The sequence below is a fragment of the Salinivibrio sp. IB574 genome (assembly GCF_001996205.1).
Classification (GTDB): Bacteria; Pseudomonadota; Gammaproteobacteria; order Enterobacterales; family Vibrionaceae; genus Salinivibrio; species Salinivibrio proteolyticus.
On record NZ_MUFN01000007.1, the window covers coordinates 95,263 to 113,970 of the forward strand.

General features: G+C 48.0%; 12 protein-coding genes and 1 pseudogene. 11 read left to right on the forward strand and 2 right to left on the reverse strand.

Going from position 1 to position 18,708, the window contains the following annotated elements; genetic code table 11:
• Window positions 1–92 precede the first annotated feature (92 nt).
• Window positions 93–2,282: a 4-alpha-glucanotransferase gene (gene malQ, locus BZJ17_RS05320; RefSeq protein WP_077457370.1), complete on the forward strand. Its 2,190-nt coding sequence runs from the start codon at window positions 93–95 to the stop codon at window positions 2,280–2,282.
• A 177-nt stretch (window positions 2,283–2,459) separates the two neighbouring features.
• Window positions 2,460–4,304: pseudogene (glgB, locus tag BZJ17_RS05325) on the forward strand (1,4-alpha-glucan branching protein GlgB); the annotation flags it as partial.
• A 162-nt stretch (window positions 4,305–4,466) separates the two neighbouring features.
• Here glgB and malK read toward each other — a convergent pair.
• Window positions 4,467–5,609: a maltose/maltodextrin ABC transporter ATP-binding protein MalK gene (gene malK / locus BZJ17_RS05330; RefSeq protein WP_077457372.1), complete on the reverse strand. Its 1,143-nt coding sequence runs from the start codon at window positions 5,607–5,609 to the stop codon at window positions 4,467–4,469.
• Between the two features lie 511 nt (window positions 5,610–6,120).
• Here malK and malE point away from each other — a divergent pair.
• From malE to malG, 3 genes are all read left to right on the forward strand, one after another.
• A complete protein-coding gene (gene malE, locus BZJ17_RS05335) occupies window positions 6,121–7,302 on the forward strand; it encodes a maltose/maltodextrin ABC transporter substrate-binding protein MalE (RefSeq protein ID WP_077457374.1) in 1,182 nt (393 codons plus the stop codon).
• A gap of 63 nt (window positions 7,303–7,365) precedes the next feature.
• Window positions 7,366–8,940, forward strand: coding sequence for a maltose ABC transporter permease MalF (gene malF / locus BZJ17_RS05340; protein WP_077640027.1), 1,575 nt, complete (start codon window positions 7,366–7,368; stop codon window positions 8,938–8,940).
• 10 nt (window positions 8,941–8,950) lie between these two features.
• The gene (gene malG, locus BZJ17_RS05345; protein ID WP_077457378.1) at window positions 8,951–9,841 is read left to right on the forward strand and encodes a maltose ABC transporter permease MalG; all 891 of its coding nucleotides are present in this window, start codon (window positions 8,951–8,953) and stop codon (window positions 9,839–9,841) included.
• Window positions 9,842–9,945: 104 nt separating this feature from the next.
• Here malG and glgX read toward each other — a convergent pair whose 3' ends face one another.
• A complete protein-coding gene (gene glgX / locus BZJ17_RS05350; protein WP_157893161.1) occupies window positions 9,946–11,907 on the reverse strand; it encodes a glycogen debranching protein GlgX in 1,962 nt (653 codons plus the stop codon).
• 410 nt (window positions 11,908–12,317) lie between these two features.
• Between glgX and BZJ17_RS05355 the strand changes: the two genes are divergently transcribed.
• The 6 genes from BZJ17_RS05355 to tssF form a co-directional block, all read left to right on the forward strand.
• Window positions 12,318–13,679: a carbohydrate porin gene (locus BZJ17_RS05355; RefSeq protein WP_077640029.1), complete on the forward strand. Its 1,362-nt coding sequence runs from the start codon at window positions 12,318–12,320 to the stop codon at window positions 13,677–13,679.
• A gap of 68 nt (window positions 13,680–13,747) precedes the next feature.
• On the forward strand, window positions 13,748–14,617 hold the full coding sequence (locus BZJ17_RS05360; protein ID WP_077640030.1) for a MalM family protein: 870 nt from the start codon (window positions 13,748–13,750) through the stop codon (window positions 14,615–14,617).
• Between the two features lie 623 nt (window positions 14,618–15,240).
• The gene (tssB, locus tag BZJ17_RS05365) at window positions 15,241–15,750 is read left to right on the forward strand and encodes a type VI secretion system contractile sheath small subunit (protein WP_077640031.1); all 510 of its coding nucleotides are present in this window, start codon (window positions 15,241–15,243) and stop codon (window positions 15,748–15,750) included.
• Window positions 15,751–15,791: 41 nt separating this feature from the next.
• Window positions 15,792–17,264, forward strand: a complete 1,473-nt coding sequence (gene tssC, locus BZJ17_RS05370) for a type VI secretion system contractile sheath large subunit (RefSeq protein ID WP_077640032.1) — start codon at window positions 15,792–15,794, stop codon at window positions 17,262–17,264.
• Between the two features lie 2 nt (window positions 17,265–17,266).
• Window positions 17,267–17,704: a type VI secretion system baseplate subunit TssE gene (gene tssE, locus BZJ17_RS05375; protein ID WP_069589225.1), complete on the forward strand. Its 438-nt coding sequence runs from the start codon at window positions 17,267–17,269 to the stop codon at window positions 17,702–17,704.
• Window positions 17,705–17,709: 5 nt separating this feature from the next.
• Window positions 17,710–18,708: type VI secretion system baseplate subunit TssF (gene tssF / locus BZJ17_RS05380; protein WP_108743783.1), on the forward strand; the 999-nt coding region annotated here is incomplete at its 3' end.

Sequence of the window (18,708 nt, forward strand, 5' to 3'; positions counted from 1 at the left end):
GCTAAATGGGTGGCACGACATAGGGTGCCACCCACAATAACAATAACTGCAATGGCCGATAAAAGAAGGGGGCGGACCCCTCGGAGAATGCGATGAAACAACCTGCACTTAAAACAGTCGCACAAATGGCAAATTTAGCCGACCGCTACATCAGTGCATGGGGCACTGAAGCCTCTGTGCCTGACAGCACCTTATACGATTTGTTGACGTCACTTGGCTATGACACCCGTAACGATGAAACGCTACTGGCCTCAGCAGAGAAAAAACACAAAGAAGGCGTTTTGTCGCCAGTTCAAGTCACTCGCGACGATGAACCGCTCGAGGTCGCATTGCATTTAGGCACCAGTGCCAGAGAGAGTGACTTTAGCTGGCGCATCGATACCGAGCAAGGTGAGTGTTTTGAAGGCTATCTGCAATCCCAAATTGTGCGTGATGAACGTCGTCAAGGTGGGCCGTTGGTCTTCAATCTACCCTGCACCTTACCTTGGGGTTATCATCGTTTATCGGTAATGAGAAAACGCCGCAAAACCCCCTATGAAATGACGTTAATTGTGGCACCCGCGCGTTGCTACATGCAGCCTGAACTCGACCAACACAAAAAAATGTGGGGGCCGAGTATTCAACTTTATACGCTGCGTACCCCGCATAACTGGGGGATTGGTGATTTTGGCGATCTGAAGCAGTTGGTCAGTGATCTGGCGTCGCGTGGCGCAGATTTCGTGGGGCTTAACCCTATTCATGCGTTATTTCCTGCCAACCCAGAAGCAGCGAGCCCCTATAGCCCGTCGTCACGTCGTTGGTTGAACTTACTCTATATCGATGTCAGTGCCGTGTCGGAGTTTGCATTAAGTGCCAAGGCTCAGCAGTTGGTGGGCAGTGCCGACTTTCAGCGTCGTTTGCAGGCCGTGCGCGAAACGCATTGGGTCGATTACAGCGGAGTCGCGGCACTGAAGATGGCCGTTTTACCCTTGCTTTTCGAGGAGTTTAAACAGCGACACCTGACCCAAGACACAGCCCGCGGCCGTGCCTTTCTCGACTTTGTTGAGCAAGGAGGCGATAGCTTGAAGCAACAAGCGACCTTTGATGCATTGCATCAGCATTTGCGCGCGGATGATGACAGTATTTGGGGCTGGCCAGTCTTCCCCGAAAAGTATCGACGCTATGAAAGTGCGGCGACCCAGGCCTTTGTTGAGCAGCACCAAGACAGTGTCCACTTGTATATGTATTTACAATGGATTGCACAAGGACAGATTGAAGAAGCACAGCGTCTGGCTGAAGAAAAAGGCATGGCGATGGGCTTGTATCGCGATTTGGCGGTTGGGGTGTCTGATGCGGGCAGCGAAACGTGGTCCGATCATTCGCCATTGGTGCTGGATGCGAGTATCGGTGCGCCACCGGATGTGCTGGGGCCATTAGGTCAAAACTGGGGACTACCGCCGTTTGACCCGCATGCGTTGAAAGAAACCGGCTATGAAGCATTTATCGAGCTGCTACGCGCAAACATGCAACACTGCGGCGCACTGCGTATCGATCATGTGTTGGGTTTGCTCCGTTTGTGGTGGATCCCAAAAGGGAAAAATGCCACCGAAGGCGCGTACCTCTATTATCCCGTTAAAGACATGCTGGCGATTTTGGCACTCGAGTCGCACCGTCATCAGTGCAGTGTAATTGGTGAAGATCTTGGTACGGTTCCCGATGAAATTGTCGATTTACTGCGTGATGCGGGGGTGCATTCTTACAAGGTCTTCTTCTTTGAAACCTCGAAAGACGATGGTGGCTTTATCTCGCCTGCCCATTATGCGGAGCAAGCAATGGCTACCTTGTGTACCCATGATATGCCAACCATCCGAGGTTTTTGGCATTGCGACGATTTGAAAATGGGACAAGAGTTGGGGCTTTATCCGGACGAGTCACAGTTGCAAGCCTTGTTTGATGGCCGTTTAAAAGCTAAACAAGGCATTCTAGACAGTGTGCGTTGGCATGGCATGTTACCGGAAGGTGTCGGTGACGATGCGCGTTACGTGCCAATGGATGGCTACCTAAGCCGTGCGTTGCAGTTGCATGTAGCGGCAGGACAGTCTGCGTTGTTGAGTGTGCAGCTGGAAGATTGGTTAGAAATGGACAAGCCAGTCAATATTCCGGGGACGGTCGATGAATATCCTAACTGGCGTCGTAAGCTTTCGGTGAACCTCGATGCCTTATTTAGCAAAGAGGAAGTGAACCAACTGGCGCGTGATTTAACCCGCGTTCGACAGCACGCCAGCCGTCAGTCGGTCGCATGATTCACGATATATAACCACGATGCCACGTTTTAACGCTCTATCCTCGGTGACAGCCAACACCTCAGGGGTAGGGCGTTTTTTGATAAGGAGACAACCGTGCCTGACACCACTAATCCTAAGCCGCATGGCACCATCGCTGCGGACGACTATGCGCTTAATGCTGCGCATCTATCCGATCCTCATCAGGCCTATCATCAGATGGGGGCCAAGCTAATGACACTTCCGGTTAATGGAACGCCCATCAAAGGCGTCCGTTTTCTGGTTTATGCCCCAAACGCGCGTTCTGTCAGTGTCATTGGTGATTGGAACCATTGGCACTCAGAGGCTGATCCACTGACGCGACTCGATGACGGCTACTGGGTGGGCTTTGTGCCTAGCTTGGGCGCGGATTGTCGCTACAAGTACGCGCTTACTGGGCCCGATGGGCATTCACTGCCTCACAAGGCGGATCCGTTCGGTGCGTATGCGGAGCAATACCCTTCGTTTGCGTCGTTAACCTACGACCATCAGGCTTACCAATGGCAAGATGCGGCTTGGCAGGCACGGCCTGTTACCGCCAAGCACCAACAAGCCTTGTCTTTCTATGAGTTACATATCGGCTCTTGGCAGCATGACGAGACGGGAAATCCGCTGGGCTATCGTGAGTTGGCGGTGCGACTGGTGCCCTATTTAGTCGAAATGGGGTATACCCATGTCGAGTTGATGCCGGTCAGTGAGCATCCATTTTATGGCTCTTGGGGCTATCAACCGGTTGGTTTGTTTGCACCGACGAGTCGTTATGGCTCGCCGGATGACTTTAAGTATTTTGTTGATCAGTGTCACCAAGCAGGGATTGGCGTGATCTTGGACTGGGTGCCCGGGCATTTTCCGAGTGACGATCATGGCTTAGCCTATTTCGACGGCACGCCGCTTTATCATGACCCCGATCCGCGCCGCGGGTGGCATAATGATTGGCAATGCCATATCTACGACATGGGTAAAGAACATGTCCGTCGTTTTCTGGTCAGCAACGCGTTGTATTGGCTGGATTATTTCCATATTGATGGGTTACGCGTCGATGCGGTGGCGTCGATGCTTTACCTCGATTACTCGCGTTCGCACGATCAATGGCTACCGAACCCCGATGGGGGGCGCGAAAACTATGATGCGATTGCGACCTTGAAATGGGTGAATGAAGCCATTTACCAACGCTTCCCTAATGCGATGACGATTGCCGAAGAGTCTACCGCTTTTCCCGGCGTGTCTGCGCCTACCTACTTAGGCGGACTCGGGTTTGGCTTTAAGTGGAACATGGGCTGGATGCATGACAGCTTGAGCTATATTCGTGAAGCGCCCATCCATCGCCAATATCATCACGACACGTTGACCTTTCCGTTGGTATACGCCTTCAGTGAAAACTATGTACTCTCACTGTCGCATGACGAAGTGGTGTACGGCAAAGGCGCCCTACTTAACAAAATGCCGGGAGATGAGTGGCAGCAAACGGCAAATTTACGCGCATATTTGGGGTACATGTACGGTCAGCCTGGGAAAAAGCTGAACTTTATGGGTACGGAAATTGGCCAAACCGCCGAGTGGGATCATGATGGTCAACTGGAGTGGCATTGGTTGGAATATCGACGGCATCAGGGCGTGAAGTCGCTGGTGAAGGCCCTCAATCACTTGTATACCTCAACGCCTGCGCTTTATCGGCTCGATTGCGATCCCGCTGGATTTGAGTGGCGCTTACAAGATGCCCACGCGTTGAGCGTGATTGCCCATGAGCGGATCAGCGATGATGGGGAGCGTGTGCTGGTGGTCAGTAACTTTACACCGGTACCGCGTGACTCGTTTATCTTGGGGATGCCCCATGCCGGACATTATTCTCTGCTGCTGAATACCGACGATGCGGCATTCTGGGGGAGCAGCTATCCATTGCCCGCGGAGATCGATACGCAAAACACTGCGGCTCATGGACAAGCACAATCATTATCACTGACGTTACCGCCATTAGCGACCGTGTTCTATCGGTGGGAGGGGTGATACATCGTCTGTATCGGCAATGAATTGAGCTAAAGCGCCCGGAGAGGCGCTTTTTTTGAGCCTGTCAATCGCGATTGCTTGCTTGTTTCAAGGAGAGGGTCTTTGGCAGCCTGCGGGGTCAAAAAGGCCGCTAAGAAAGCGGCCTTGGTAAGGAGGATGTGATTAGGCGACTTGTTCCGCCTCTTCATCAAAAATTACCCCGTTTTCACGGTGCAGGCGTTTACAGGCACGGCCATCGCTGTGGAACAAATGGCAACGGTGTGCAGGAATACCAATCGCGTATTTGTCTCCGGCTTCGATTTCAACCGTATCCAATTGACGGTAAATGACATCCGCATCGGCACTGTCGAGGCTAATATAAATTTGTGTCTCGTTACCGAGCTTCTCGACGATAGTGGCTTCGCCTTCAATCACAGCATCACCCTCTTTCGCCGCTAGCAAATGCTCGGGACGAATGCCGAGTGACATGCGATCGCCTCGTGTCACTGTGGTGCCATCGACGGGGATCCAGAATGTGGTGCCATTGCTCATTTGCACTTTAACGCGTTCGGCTTCGACATCATCAATAAACACGCTCATAAAGTTCATTTTAGGTGAGCCGATAAAGCCAGCGACAAAGCGGTTTTTAGGATAATGGTAGAGCTCGAGTGGTCGGCCAACTTGTGCGACTCGTCCTTCATCCAAGACCACGATTTTATCGGCCATGGTCATGGCTTCGATTTGATCGTGGGTGACATAAATCATGGTACAGCCCAGCTGACGTTGGAGCTTGGTGATTTGCGCGCGCATTTGCACCCGCAACGCGGCATCAAGGTTAGAAAGCGGTTCATCCAGCAAGAACACTTTTGGCTGTGAAACCAGAGTACGGCCGATAGCCACACGTTGACGTTGTCCACCCGACAGTGATTTCGGTTGTCTATCCAACAAGTGACCAAGCTGCAGGATCTCTGCCGCGTGATGGACGCGTTGGTCTATTTCTGCTTTGCTAGCTTTGGCCAATTTCAGACCGAATGACATGTTGTCATACAGGTTAAGGTGGGGATATAGCGCGTAAGATTGGAAGACCATCCCCACGCCGCGCTTGGATGGCTCAACATCGTTAATCCGTTGGTCATCGATATATAAATCACCTGAGGTAATATCCTCTAAGCCTGCAACGCAGCGCAGTAATGTGGATTTACCGCAACCGGAAGGTCCGACAAAGACGACAAACTCACCGTCTTTAATCTCTAGGTCAACGTTCTTAGAAATCATTACATCGTCGTCATACGCTTTACAAACGTTTTTAAACGTGACACTTGCCATGTCGCTCGCCCTCAATCGCTTTTCATTAATTCGGCTTAATACGCATTATAGGTGTTTGCGTTATTTCATCGCACGTCACTTAAGACCTAAATAACCGTTAACCTATTTGTTGAATAGTTAACGGGTTAAAGCTTAAGCATATCGTGTGATTGCTCACCAATGCTTTTTTGATGGTATTCAGTTTGGGCGAATCACGGCAGTCATACATCCTCCTAAGCAGAATTATTACAGGGGGAGTAGACGGGGAGGAGGATGAACTCCTCCCCAAACTAATTTGAGGGCGTACGTCACAAAATTATCAGCCAATTAGTTGAACTTGATCACGTTAGGTTTATTTTTGTGAGCCGCATCATCTGCGGCGAGCGATATGGATCACGAATTCGCTCGCAGTGGCGTAGGGCGTAGAGGACGGGATGATGAGGAATTGCGGTGAATTAACCATGATAGACCGTGAAATACAGCTCATCCGCCAAGGAATCGTGCTACACCTCAGTAGAAGAAGGATAGAAAGATGAAGAAATCACTCAGTGCTGTTGCCCTCGGTACCCTTATTGCTCTCGGCTCATTTGGGGCACAGGCGAGTATCGAAGAAGGCCAGCTCACTATTTGGATTAACGGTGACAAAGGCTATAACGGACTTGCTGAAGTTGGAAAACGTTTTGAACAAGACACGGGTATTCCGGTAACTGTGGCTCACCCTGATGGCTTGCAAGATAAATTCCCACAAACAGCGTCAACCGGCGATGGTCCAGACATCGTGTTTTGGGCGCATGACCGTTTTGGTGGCTATGCCGAGTCGGGTCTATTGGCTGAAATTAAACCCTCTGCGCGTTTGAAAGACGGGATGGTTGATTTTGCATGGGACGCAGTGAAATACAAAGGCAAGTACGTGGGTTACCCCATTGCCGTGGAATCTCTATCACTGATTTACAACAAAGATTTGGTCCCTACACCACCTAAAACCTGGGAAGAAGTGGCGAAGCTGAACAGCAAGCTCAGTGAACAAGGTAAAACCGCTATTATGTGGAACCTTAAAGAACCTTACTTCACTTGGCCATTGATGGCGGCTGATGGTGGGTATGCCTTTAAACAAACTGCCACAGGTTATGATGTCAAAGATGTCGGCATCAACAAGCAAGGTGTTCACGACGCACTGGGCTTTATTAAGCACATGGTAAAAGATGGCGTGATTTCGTCTGATATGGATTATTCCGTTTCTGAATCGTCGTTCAACCAAGGCGATACGGCAATAACCATCAATGGTCCATGGTCGTGGGGTAATATCGAGAAATCCGGTATTAACTATGGCGTGACAACACTACCAACCTTCCAAGGCGAAGCGTCTAAGCCGTTCGTCGGTGTGCTCAGTGCTGGCATTAGCACCGCATCACCGAATAAAGATCTTGCGGTTGAGTTTCTCGAAAACTATGTGCTGACTGATGACGGCCTATCCACCATCAATGCCGATAAACCCTTAGGGGCGGTTGCGCTGAATTCTTATCAAGCTCAATTGGCGAAAGACAGCCGTATTGCAGCAACCATGGAGAATGCGAAGCATGGTGAGGTGATGCCGAACATTCCTCAAATGACAGCATTTTGGGGCGCTGCGAAAAACGCCGTTGTTAATGTGGTTGGCGACCGTCAATCCATCGACGATGCGCTTAACGATGCAGAAAAACAAATGCTGAAATAAGCTCTATCTGCGGGGAGGGCAGCCTCCCCGCACAGTTCCCGAACAATGTGAGTAGCGTTCCTTATGCAGTCAGTTCAAGGTTCTCCAGCTATGACAACGTCAGGCTCTTTCTTGCCAAGTAGCTCAAAAGCGTTCATTAAATGGGCGTTGTTGGCGACTGTGGCGATCATCAATGGTTACGCCACCATACTTATGTATTCGCGTGGTGAAACTGCGTTTGCAATGCTAACTGTGGTGCTAACCGCGCTAGCGTTATACATTTTTGGTAATAAGAAGATGTATGCTCAGCGATATATCTATCCGGGTATTGCTGGGATGATCCTCTTTATCATTTTTCCCTTGGTATATACCGTGGGCCTCTCTCTTACCAACTATAGTGCTAAAAACCAGCTGTCTTTCGAGCGCGCGCAATCGGTATTACTTGAGCGTACTTTTCAAAGTGGGCAGAGCTATCCGTTTGCTTTGTATCAAACTCCATCAGGTACCCGTTTAGTGATTGATAAAGCGGGTGAGCGCTTTGCGACCGCGCCGTTTGATATGGCGTCGATGTCGAACAAAACGTTAGCGCTTTCGCCGGTGGAAAGCCTGTCGGGTGAAAAAGCGACGCTACGCGATGTGATCAAAAACCGCGATACCTTAAGTCAGGTGGATGTTCAGTTCCCGAATGGCGATACCATCCGTATGAGCGGGCTGCGTAAGTTTGCCGCAGAACAACCGCTGTATACCTTACAAGATGATGGCCGTACACTGATTAATAATAAAACCGGCGATACGTTAAAGCCAAATGATGAAATTGGTTTTTATCAACCGATTGATGAGGCCGGTCAGTTTATCGGTGATACGGTGGCACCGGGTTATGTGGTGCAAATTGGTACGGACAACTTCGAGCGTGTTTGGACCGATGATGGGATAAAAGAACCGTTTATTGGTATCTTTATTTGGACGATTGTATTCTCGCTATTAACGGTAGTGTTCACGTTAATTATTGGGCTTATTCTTGCCAATGTCGTTCAATGGGAAGAATTAAAAGGCCGTGCAATTTATCGCGTGTTACTCATTCTACCTTATGCGGTACCTGCGTTTATTTCCATTCTTATTTTCCGAGGGTTATTCAACCAAAGTTTTGGTGAAATCAATATGGTACTTGAAGCCTTATTTGGTATCAGTCCTAATTGGTTTGATGATCCATTCCTGGCACGTGTCATGGTAGTGTTGGTGAATACCTGGCTAGGTTTCCCTTACATGATGATCTTGTGTATGGGTTTATTAAAAGCCATACCGGATGATCTTTATGAAGCCTCTGCTATCGATGGCGCTAACTTTATTCAAAACTTTACGCGGATTACGTTGCCGTTGATGATCAAGCCCCTAATGCCGTTGCTCATCGCCAGTTTTGCATTCAACTTCAATAACTTCGTAATGATTATGCTGTTGACAGAAGGTGGTCCGAACATGATTGGTACCACAGAGCCGGCGGGCTATACCGACTTGCTGGTCAGCTATACCTATCGGATTGCATTCGAAGGTGGTGGCGGCCAAGACTTCGGTCTCGCCAGTGCAGTCGCAACATTGATCTTCTTGCTGGTGGGTGCGCTCGCCTTGATTAACCTGCGTCTTACCAAAGTGACAGAAAGCTAAGGAGTCTCTCATGGCTATGGTTCAAGGAAAATCATTAAAATACCGAGTGTGGGCGACGCATATAGGTCTGTGCTGCTTTCTCTCGCTGATTATCTTCCCCTTGTTGATGATTATCGCAATCTCGTTCCGAGAAGGTAACTTTGCGACCGGGAGTTTGATTCCGGACAACCCGTCTCTTGAGCATTGGAAGCTGGCACTCGGCTTCCCTGTCACTAATCCTGATGGCTCGGTGACACCACCGCCATTTCCGGTTCTATTATGGCTGTGGAATTCAGTGAAAGTCGCTGGCGTAACGTCACTTTTGATTGTTGCGTTATCAACGACGTCAGCTTATGCCTTTGCCCGGATGCGTTTTAAAGGCAAGGAAACCATTTTGAAAGCGATGATGATTTTTCAAATGTTTCCTGCAGTACTGGCGCTGGTGGCGATTTACGCACTCTTCGACAAGTTGGGTAACTACATTCCGTTTTTAGGGCTCAATACCCACGGCGGTTTGATCTTTGCGTATCTCGGCGGTATTGCCCTGCATGTGTGGACCATCAAAGGGTATTTTGAAAGCATTGATGGTTCTTTGGAGGAAGCGGCTGCATTGGATGGTGCGACGCCATGGCAAGCATTCCGTATGGTATTGCTGCCATTGTCAGTGCCGATTCTTGCCGTAGTCTTCATCTTGTCGTTTATCTTCGCGGTAGGTGAAGTGCCAGTTGCTTCTTTGCTGTTGTCTGATGTGGATTCATATACTCTCGCCGTCGGCATGCAACAGTATTTGTATCCACAAAACTATTTATGGGGTGATTTCGCCGCGGCAGCTGTCTTATCGGCTTTCCCAATCACTGCGGTATTCTTACTTGCGCAACGTTGGTTAGTCGGTGGCTTGACCGCCGGTGGCGTGAAAGGCTAACGCGGCTAAGTCAGTCAATGACCTAGAAGAAAGGCAACCTTGATGAGGTTGCCTTTTTTATGTGAATACTGTTTGTGCGAATAGTTATTATGTGGATGACGCGGTTAAGCGTGATTGGTGAGTATGCTGAGGCTTTTGGCCGCCAGTGTGAATGATGATGTGACCGTTCGCGTGGCGGTATCGGCCTCTTCGGTGACACACACCGTCTGCCATGACTTGTCGTCGGGGAGAGAAAAAGATAACGGCTGATCGCTGACGTTGAAACAATAAAGTAACTGAGCGCCCGCATGGCGATGATGTTGACCGATTTCGATATGGCAAACAACAGCGTACAAGTTTGGCCAATCATTTGGTTGAATCGCGTTACCATCGGGATGTCGCCAACGAATGCGGTTTTGATGGCGCTTTCGGCCGCTAAATGCATCGATAAACGCGGGCATAACGGCTTGGCGACGCGTGATCATGGTGGACAGCCAATTTGCCCAAGGCATTGACGATTCGAGGTTATCCCAGTTCAACCAACTGATCGGATTGTCCTGGCAATACGCGTTGTTGTTACCCTGCTGGGAGTGAGCCAGTAAGTCCGCCGTCAGGAGGTGAGGAACGCCAAAGGCAAAGAGAACACTGGCGATAAGGTTGCGCTTTTGTCGCTCGCGCACCGCAACAATTGCCGGATCCTGCGTTGGGCCCTCGATACCATAGTTAGCCGAGCGATTGTCACCATGTCCGTCACGATTATTTTCACCGTTGGCGTGATTATGCCGCTGGGCGTAACTGACCACATCTTGTAGAGTGAACCCATCGTGATAGGTCAGGTAATTGACTGATAAGTGATCGGGCCAATGGGCGGCACTGAATCGATCGCGCGAGCCCATTAATCGCGTCGCAAAATCTTGCAGAATATGTTTTTCACCGCGCCATAGACTACGGGTAGTGTCCCGAATTTTGTCGTTACACTCCGACCAATTGGAAGGGAACTGTCCCAATTGATAGCCATTTGGACCGATATCCCAAGGCTCTGCGATAAGCTTAACTTGAGAGAGCACAGGGTCTTGTGCCAATGCGGTAAAAAACGCAGCGTGTGAGTTGAACTGCTCACCTTCTCGGCCCAGTGTCGCGGCCAGATCAAAGCGAAAGCCGTCAACTTGGTAGTGAGTGACCCACAGGCGCAAACTGTCTAATACCGCGGTAATCGCGGCAGGATGGCGCATGTCTAGGGTATTACCGCAGCCAGTGTAATTGACGAGTTGATGTTTATCATGCAAATACATGGCGTGATCTAACGCTTTGAAATGCAGGATAGGCCCGCCATCTCCCCCTTCTGCCGTATGATTGAATACCACATCTAAGATGACTTCAATATCGTGTCGGTGCAGCTCTCGAATCGCCGTTTTAAGTTCAGTCACTGCATCATGGTGCGCGTAACGAGGATCCGGTGCCATCCATAAGTAGGGGTTGTAGCCCCAATAATTGGTTTTTTGCTGGCTCAGTAAATGTGGTTCAGGTAAACAAGTAGCAATCGGCAAAAGTTGAATGCAATTAATCTGGTTGTCCTGATAAAAGCGCAGCATGTCGGGCGCGATTAAGCCGAGATAACGTCCACGCGCGCGCTCTTCCACGTTGGGATGCAGCTGTGTGAGCCCCTTAACGTGTGTTTCGAAAATGACGGTTTCGCTCATTGTATGTGCAGGGCGTGAAACCTCCTGCCAATCAAATTGATGATCGACGACTTGGCATCGCGCTAAACTGTAGCTTTGATTGGGCGTATACGGTGGTTGATATTGCACTGGGCCGACAACGGCTTGTGCATAGGGGTCGGCAATGCACCACGCTTGTCCGTTAATCAGAACTTCATAGCTATAAGTGTCGCCTGCTTTTACGTGCGGAACATACGCAGTCCAATAGCCCAGCTTGTATTCTTGCATATGAATACGGGTAGGTTGGTGACTACGTTGCCAAAGCAGTAGGGTGACAGCGTCACGATCAGGCGCATATAAGCTAAAGCGGCAGCCTTGATCGGATAATCGAGCGCCTAAGGTATAAGGCGCCGGATGGCAGAGAGACATAAACAACACCATCTAATTAAGAAGAAACGCTATTACACCTCCCCCACAAAATAAATTCAATCTAGGCTCACAGTTCTTAATATCGATTCTGCTGTAATTCACTTTCTTGTTAATAGGAATAAAACTGTTAATAGTGATCCATATAGCGTTTTGTAGGGGGTGATCAAGAAAGTAAATAACGCTTTACGCCGTGTTTTAGTGAGATAGATCGACTAAATTACATTCTTTCCTCTTACTCCTCCTTAAGGCTCCTCCCCCCATATTTTCCGTTACGGATGACGCGCAGAAAAAGTTGGAAGCATAGGATGTTTCTAACACAAAAAAGGGCAATGCCCATGCATGATGTGCTCACTTTCCTACTGCCGGTGATCTCATGATGCAGTTTAACAACAGTCCTAATGGAGTAAGGTATGAGAAAGGTAAGTTTACTCGCCGCCGCAGTGGCTACAGCTTTAGCTTCTGGTGTCGCATTGGCTGACAATGCGGACAAAAATGATGGCTGGGAAGTTCACGGCTATGGCTCAATGAATTTCCGTATGGTTGATGGTGAAACAGTCGACACGGAATTCGGTAGACCTGACTACAAAACTGCCGGTACTCATGGTCAGAGTACAAACCAAGTTGAGTTCACGGTTAAAAAACATTCCACTTACGACAACGGTGCATGGGCTGACTATGTTGTCCGCTCTGAATACGGTAACGGTAACTCTTACGCTTATACCTCATCAGGTAGCCAAAAGAAAAACGACGAAGCCCAATTTGAAGTCAAGGAAGCGTATGTCGAATTAGGTGGCCTGTCCTTTATGGGTAAGGATACCTCTATTTGGGGTGGTCAGCGTTATCTGAACCGTGCGGCTGGCTTACTGTCAGGTGAATATTGGAAGCAGTCATCTGGGGTAGGCGCAGGCTTACAAACCAAACTGAATGGTCATACCGCCGGTGCTGCAATCGTTGTCGCTGACCCAGATGCTGGCGCTGATCGCGAAAAAGTGGAGTTTGAAAATAAAACGCTAGACGTCATCGACAATAATGGCAACAAAATTGGAACTGTTGAGGCCAAGCAACCATCAACTAGTTCTGATGAACGCACCACACTCACTTCTTATGATCTTTATTACTATGGTGTGGATGTAGGGATCGGTAGCCTAGACTTTGATTTTAAATACATGGAGCAGGCGAACAAAGACAGTAACTCTGATGATGGCTTTGGTGCTGCGATCACCCTTAACTCTAGCTATTACGGCATGGACGGCTGGACTCAAACGGCCATTGCCTATGGTAAAGGTGTAGCGCAAAACCGTGGCGTCAACTTTGGCGGATGGTCTGGCGGCGATGAAAATCAAGAGTCGATCTTCTTAACCTCTTACGGGGTGATGAATATTTCCGACAATTGGCAAATGGGATCAGAGCTTACCTATTTTGCTGCACTCGATCAGTTGTTCGGCGCGGATGACCTAAAACGTTACATTGCGGCCGTGCGTCCTTCTTATAAAGTCAATGAGAACATGCGTCTCGAGACCACCTTGTCTTATGGCCATGAAGAAGGGGCTGATGGCTATTGGGGACGTTCAGGCGATGCCGTGGAAAGCGATATTTGGAACGTTGAAGTGGCTGTGCCTTTGACTGTGAATGCAGACTTCTTCGGCCGTCCTCAAATCAAGCCTTATATCAGCTATATCAAAGCTGATGATAAGGCCAGCGGTGGCCAAATCGGCATCGATAATAGTGATGATGAAACCGTGATTGGTGTGCATACCGAAATTTGGTTCTAACCGATGCGTTAGTACTATCAGTGTTATAACGAGGCGGCCGAGACGGCCGCCTTTTTAGGATAGAGTCAATGACAAATATAATGAGAAATTATCAGCGCTTTAAAATGGCGCTGGCAGTCAGTTCCGCGGTTTGGCTGGTAGGGTGTGCGTCTAACTTGCAGGAAGAGATGCCTGTCGCCCCCAATCGTGAAGCCTGTTGCGCGACATTCCAGCAATTACCTTACGTCCAGTTGAAAGAGCGTGAAACATTGACAGTATCGCTTGGCCCTCAATCGGAGGTATTTTCATTTTCAGAGGGTAAGAGTTACACCCAAGCATTTCGTTTTAACGATCGGACCGCGCGTGCTCAGATTCGCGTAAAGAGTGTCATGCAACATGGCCGTGTCTTCGTGCCGCGAGTCTTGCTATTGGATAAGCATTATCAGGTGATCAAAACACTGGGAGCGGATACGTTTACGCCGCAAACGGCTAACTTGCTTGATTCCTCTCAATTGTCAGGATCTTTCGATTCCGAGGGAGCGCGCTATATGGTCATGTACACCAATGCGACGACTCTCGGTCATAAGATTACTTTGCCACATCCGGCGAAGCTGCGTGCTCAGGAGTTAGGCGAGCCAATGCCGATGGTGACCGATCCGACCTACCGTTATGCGCCGACTGGTCAAGTATCCGTCACAGTGGTAACCAAGAAGTATGCGACCGTCCTATCCAGTGACAATACAAGCGTGAGTGACTCTGTAACACCACAAGGGGTCAAACAGCCCGAAGCTCAGAAGGAAACCGTGGACTTTTATAAACAAGCGATAGCCGCGGCCATCAGTGAAAAGGACATCAGCAAAGCAATGGCCTTACTCAACGAAGCCAAGGCATTGAAAATAGAAAGTGCCGATAAGATTTTTATTGAGCTAATAGAAAACCAGCTCAATGATGCACAATGAGTTCATCTAAAAGGCAGCGAATTGTTGCCTTTTAAAGATAAAATATGAACCAGAATCACAAAAAAGACACCTATTAGTTACATGGACTTTGTTTGGAATTTTTCGAGTGAAGTCCGAGTTAATGAAACACTATGAATATAAATAAAAATCTATTTGGAGCGTGATCGTTATTTAGCTGATAATTAAATAAAAAACATAATTAAATCATAGAGTAAAAACCACTCCTCCTGCCCAGTATTCCTGCCTTCGCGATGGAAATAACACTGGCAAATACCCACGAAAAGTGTCTGATTTTATACATTTGTCATTATTAACTAATGCTAAATTGTTGATTTTAATATAGAGTATTTACTCGCTAACTTATTTGAAACAATTTGGTAAGTCAGAGAAATGTCAATTTGTTATATCAATGTTCTTTTGCCTATAAAAAAATAAAACTTGAGGCATTGCTCCAAGCTTGATGATCTTTAATTAATGTCTAACTTTCTGTTCGGTATGCTGAGTCGCCGTTGATAGGTAGTAGATAACACCTTTCAGCAGTAACACAGTGTTAACATTGGCCGGTGCAGACTGAGAGGCACTGAGCCATGTTGTCTTTTTGGTGAAGGTATCGAGGGTTCAAAGTGTCCAAAGAAGGAAGTGTTGCGCCAAAAGAGCGTATAAATATCAAATACGTACCGGCGACAGGTGATCAGCAAGCTGAAGTCGAATTGCCTCTAAAAACATTAGTGGTTGGCGACTTTAAAGGTCAAACAGAAGATACACCCGTTGAAGATCGCTCGACTGTCTCGGTTGACAAAAACAATTTTGAAGACGTGATGCGCGAAAGCGACTTGCGTATTTCCACCACTGTTAAAAACAAGTTAACTGATGACGAAGATGCGGAGTTACCTGTTGAACTCGCGTTTAAGTCTTTGTCGGATTTCTCTCCCGATGCAGTTGCTGCACAAGTCCCAGAGCTAAAGAAACTGATCGAGCTTCGTGAAGCATTGGTTGCTCTTAAAGGCCCTCTCGGCAATATCCCAGCGTTTAGAGAGCGACTACAAGATCTCCTTAATTCAGAAGACTCTCGAGAGAAGCTTCTCGCTGAATTGAATATTGTCAGCGGCGATGAAGATACTTCTAAAGAGTAATTGGATAAGTTTCAACTAACTAAGCGCTAGGAAAATAAAACATGTTAACAAATGAATCGGTGTTAGAGTCGCCAGAAGTCAAAGAAGGCGGCTTACTTGACGAGATCATGGCTCAAACCCGCATCGCACCAAGCGAAGAAGGTTATGATGTTGCAAAAAAAGGTGTTGCGGCATTTATTGAAAATCTGATTGGCAACGATCAAACCAAAGAGCCTGTTAATAAGTCGCTGGTCGACCAAATGCTCGTCGAGCTCGACAAGAAAATCAGTGCGCAAATGGATGAAATTCTTCACGAAGACTCATTTCAACAAATGGAGTCGGCGTGGCGCGGTTTGAAGCTTTTTGTCGACCGCACTGACTTTCGTGAGAACAATAAAGTCGACATTCTTCATGTGACCAAAGAAGAACTGTTAGACGACTTTGAGTTTGCGCCGGAAACGACACAGTCAGGCCTTTATAAACACGTCTATTCATCTGGTTATGGACAATTCGGTGGTGAACCGACTGGTGCCATTATTGGTAACTATGCCTTTACACCGTCGACGCCAGATATGAAGCTGCTTCAATACATGGGCGCGTTGGGCGCTATGGCCCATGCACCATTTATCTCGAGTGTAGGTCCTGAGTTTTTTGGTATTGAGTCTTTTGAAGAGCTACCTAACATCAAAGATGTGAAGTCTATCTTTGAAAGTCCGAAGTATACTAAATGGCGTGCGCTCCGTGAGTCTGAAGACGCGCGTTACCTGGGTTTAACCGCGCCTCGCTTCTTATTGCGTGTTCCTTATGACCCGACTGAAAACCCCATTAAATCATTTGTCTATCATGAAAATGTGAGTCAGTCTCATGAGCACTACCTTTGGGGTAACACTGCGTTCGCCTTTGCAACTCGTCTGACTGATAGCTTTGCAAAATACCGTTGGTGTCCAAACATCATCGGTCCTCAAAGTGGCGGTGCGGTTGAAGACCTACCGGTTCACGTTTATGAGTCAATGGGCGCGCTACAGAGCAAGATCCCAACCGAAGTTCTGATCACCGATCGTAAAGAGTTTGAACTGGCAGAAGAAGGCTTTATCGCCCTAACCATGCGTAAGGGTAGCGACAATGCTGCATTTTTCTCTGCAAACTCGATTCAAAAGCCGAAGGTGTTCCCAAATACCAAAGAAGGCAAGGAAGCAGAGACGAACTATAAACTGGGTACTCAGCTGCCATACATGATGATTATCAACCGTTTAGCGCACTATATTAAAGTGCTACAGCGCGAGCAGATCGGTTCTTGGAAAGAGCGTCAAGATTTGGAGCGTGAGCTGAATACTTGGTTGAAGCAATATGTCGCCGATCAAGAGAACCCGCCTGCAGATGTACGTAGCCGTCGTCCTCTTCGTGCCGCAAAAATTGAAGTGGCTGATGTCGAGGGGAATCCAGGTTGGTATCAGGTTTCTCTTGCGGTCCGTCCTCACTTCAAATATATGGGCGCGAACTTTGAACTGTCTCTTGTTGGTAGGCTTGATCAGTAATCATGTCATACATTGCACTAGAAGACAGTGTATTTGGTGTCGGCTTCCTTGAGCGCTTGGAAGCCGGCGCTAAGCCTGTGTCGATTACTCAGGGCCCAGAGTCACGGGATGTCGTTAATTCGATCAAAAAGAACATTGCTAATGTGTTGAATACGCGTATTGGTGGGGCACAGAGTTCTCCAGAACTTGGGCTGATAGATTTCAACGATGCGACGCTTGAAAGCTTAGACTTATCTCTGCGTGTGAAACTAGCGATTAAGCAGTGCCTAGAAACCTACGAGCCGCGGTTAACTAACATATTAGTGAGTTCTGCTTACGACGAACATTCACCATTGACGCTACGATTCAATATCGTCGCAACGGTTAACAGTGAAGCACTTCATGAAAAAGTGCAGTTGAGTTTACTGTTGGATCAAAATCGCCAGTATCGGGTGTTGTAATTGCTATGACGCAAGACAAGTATTTTCGTGAAGAGCTCGCGTTTCTTAAAGAGCAAGGTAAAGCCTTTACTGAGCTCCATCCTCAGTTATCTCGATTTTTACATGGGAGACATACGGATCCTGATGTAGAGCGGTTATTAGAAGGCTTTGCTTTTCTCACCGGCAAATTGCGTGAAAAAGTTGAAGATGATTTTCCTGAACTGACTCATAGCATTATCAATATGCTATGGCCTAACTACTTGCGCCCTGTTCCTAGCATGTGCATCACCCAATTTTCGCCCGATCGAAGCGTGAGTGAAAAGCAGGTGATTGGCCAAGGGACAGAGCTAGACAGTATTGCTGTGATGGGGACGCAGTGTCGTTTTCAGACTTGCCGCGACGTTGAGCTTTATCCATTGAAATGCAAAAAAGTACAGGCAGAACATACACGTGAAGCAACGACCGTTCAGCTCCATATGATGCTAGATGGCGATATGTCTGCCAGTGATGCTGGGATTGATTCGCTACGTTTTTATGTCGGTGGTGACAATTATAGTGCCCAGATGATTTATCTGTGGCTCAATCACTACCTAGAGAAAGTGACCGTTAGCGTGGATGGTACTCGGTTTTCTTTACCACGAGATACGTTTCAGACGGTGGGGTTTAATCCTGGAGACAGCCTGCTTCCGTATCCGCAAAATGTCTATGATGGTTATCGGATCCTGCAGGAATATTTGTCTTTTCCTGAAGCGTTTCACTTTTTTGATATAAGTGGGTTAGATAAAGCATTACCCCAAAATGTCTATGGGCGGTTCTCTATTCAGTTGCACTTGTCGAAAACGTTACCCGCCGATGTTCGTGTTAGACAGGACAGTTTTCAGCTGTTCTGCACGCCTGTTATCAATTTGTTTAGCCATGATGCCGACCCGATAGATTTGAGCGGTAGAAATACCGAGTACAAAGTGATTCCGTCGAGTCGTAAGCCCTCACATTATGAAGTATTTAGCATTGATAGTGTGACTGGG

Bases quoted from the DNA above. Each gene is read 5' to 3' on its own strand.
- malQ (WP_077457370.1), top strand. From the start codon at position 93: ATGAAACAACCTGCACTTAAAACAGTCGCACAAATGGCAAATTTAGCC.
- malK (WP_077457372.1), bottom strand. From the start codon at position 5,609: ATGGCAAGTGTCACGTTTAAAAACGTTTGTAAAGCGTATGACGACGAT.
- malE (WP_077457374.1), top strand. From the start codon at position 6,121: ATGAAGAAATCACTCAGTGCTGTTGCCCTCGGTACCCTTATTGCTCTC.
- malF (WP_077640027.1), top strand. From the start codon at position 7,366: ATGCAGTCAGTTCAAGGTTCTCCAGCTATGACAACGTCAGGCTCTTTC.
- malG (WP_077457378.1), top strand. From the start codon at position 8,951: ATGGCTATGGTTCAAGGAAAATCATTAAAATACCGAGTGTGGGCGACG.
- glgX (WP_157893161.1), bottom strand. From the start codon at position 11,907: ATGTCTCTCTGCCATCCGGCGCCTTATACCTTAGGCGCTCGATTATCC.
- BZJ17_RS05355 (WP_077640029.1), top strand. From the start codon at position 12,318: ATGAGAAAGGTAAGTTTACTCGCCGCCGCAGTGGCTACAGCTTTAGCT.
- BZJ17_RS05360 (WP_077640030.1), top strand. From the start codon at position 13,748: ATGACAAATATAATGAGAAATTATCAGCGCTTTAAAATGGCGCTGGCA.
- tssC (WP_077640032.1), top strand. From the start codon at position 15,792: ATGTTAACAAATGAATCGGTGTTAGAGTCGCCAGAAGTCAAAGAAGGC.
- tssE (WP_069589225.1), top strand. From the start codon at position 17,267: ATGTCATACATTGCACTAGAAGACAGTGTATTTGGTGTCGGCTTCCTT.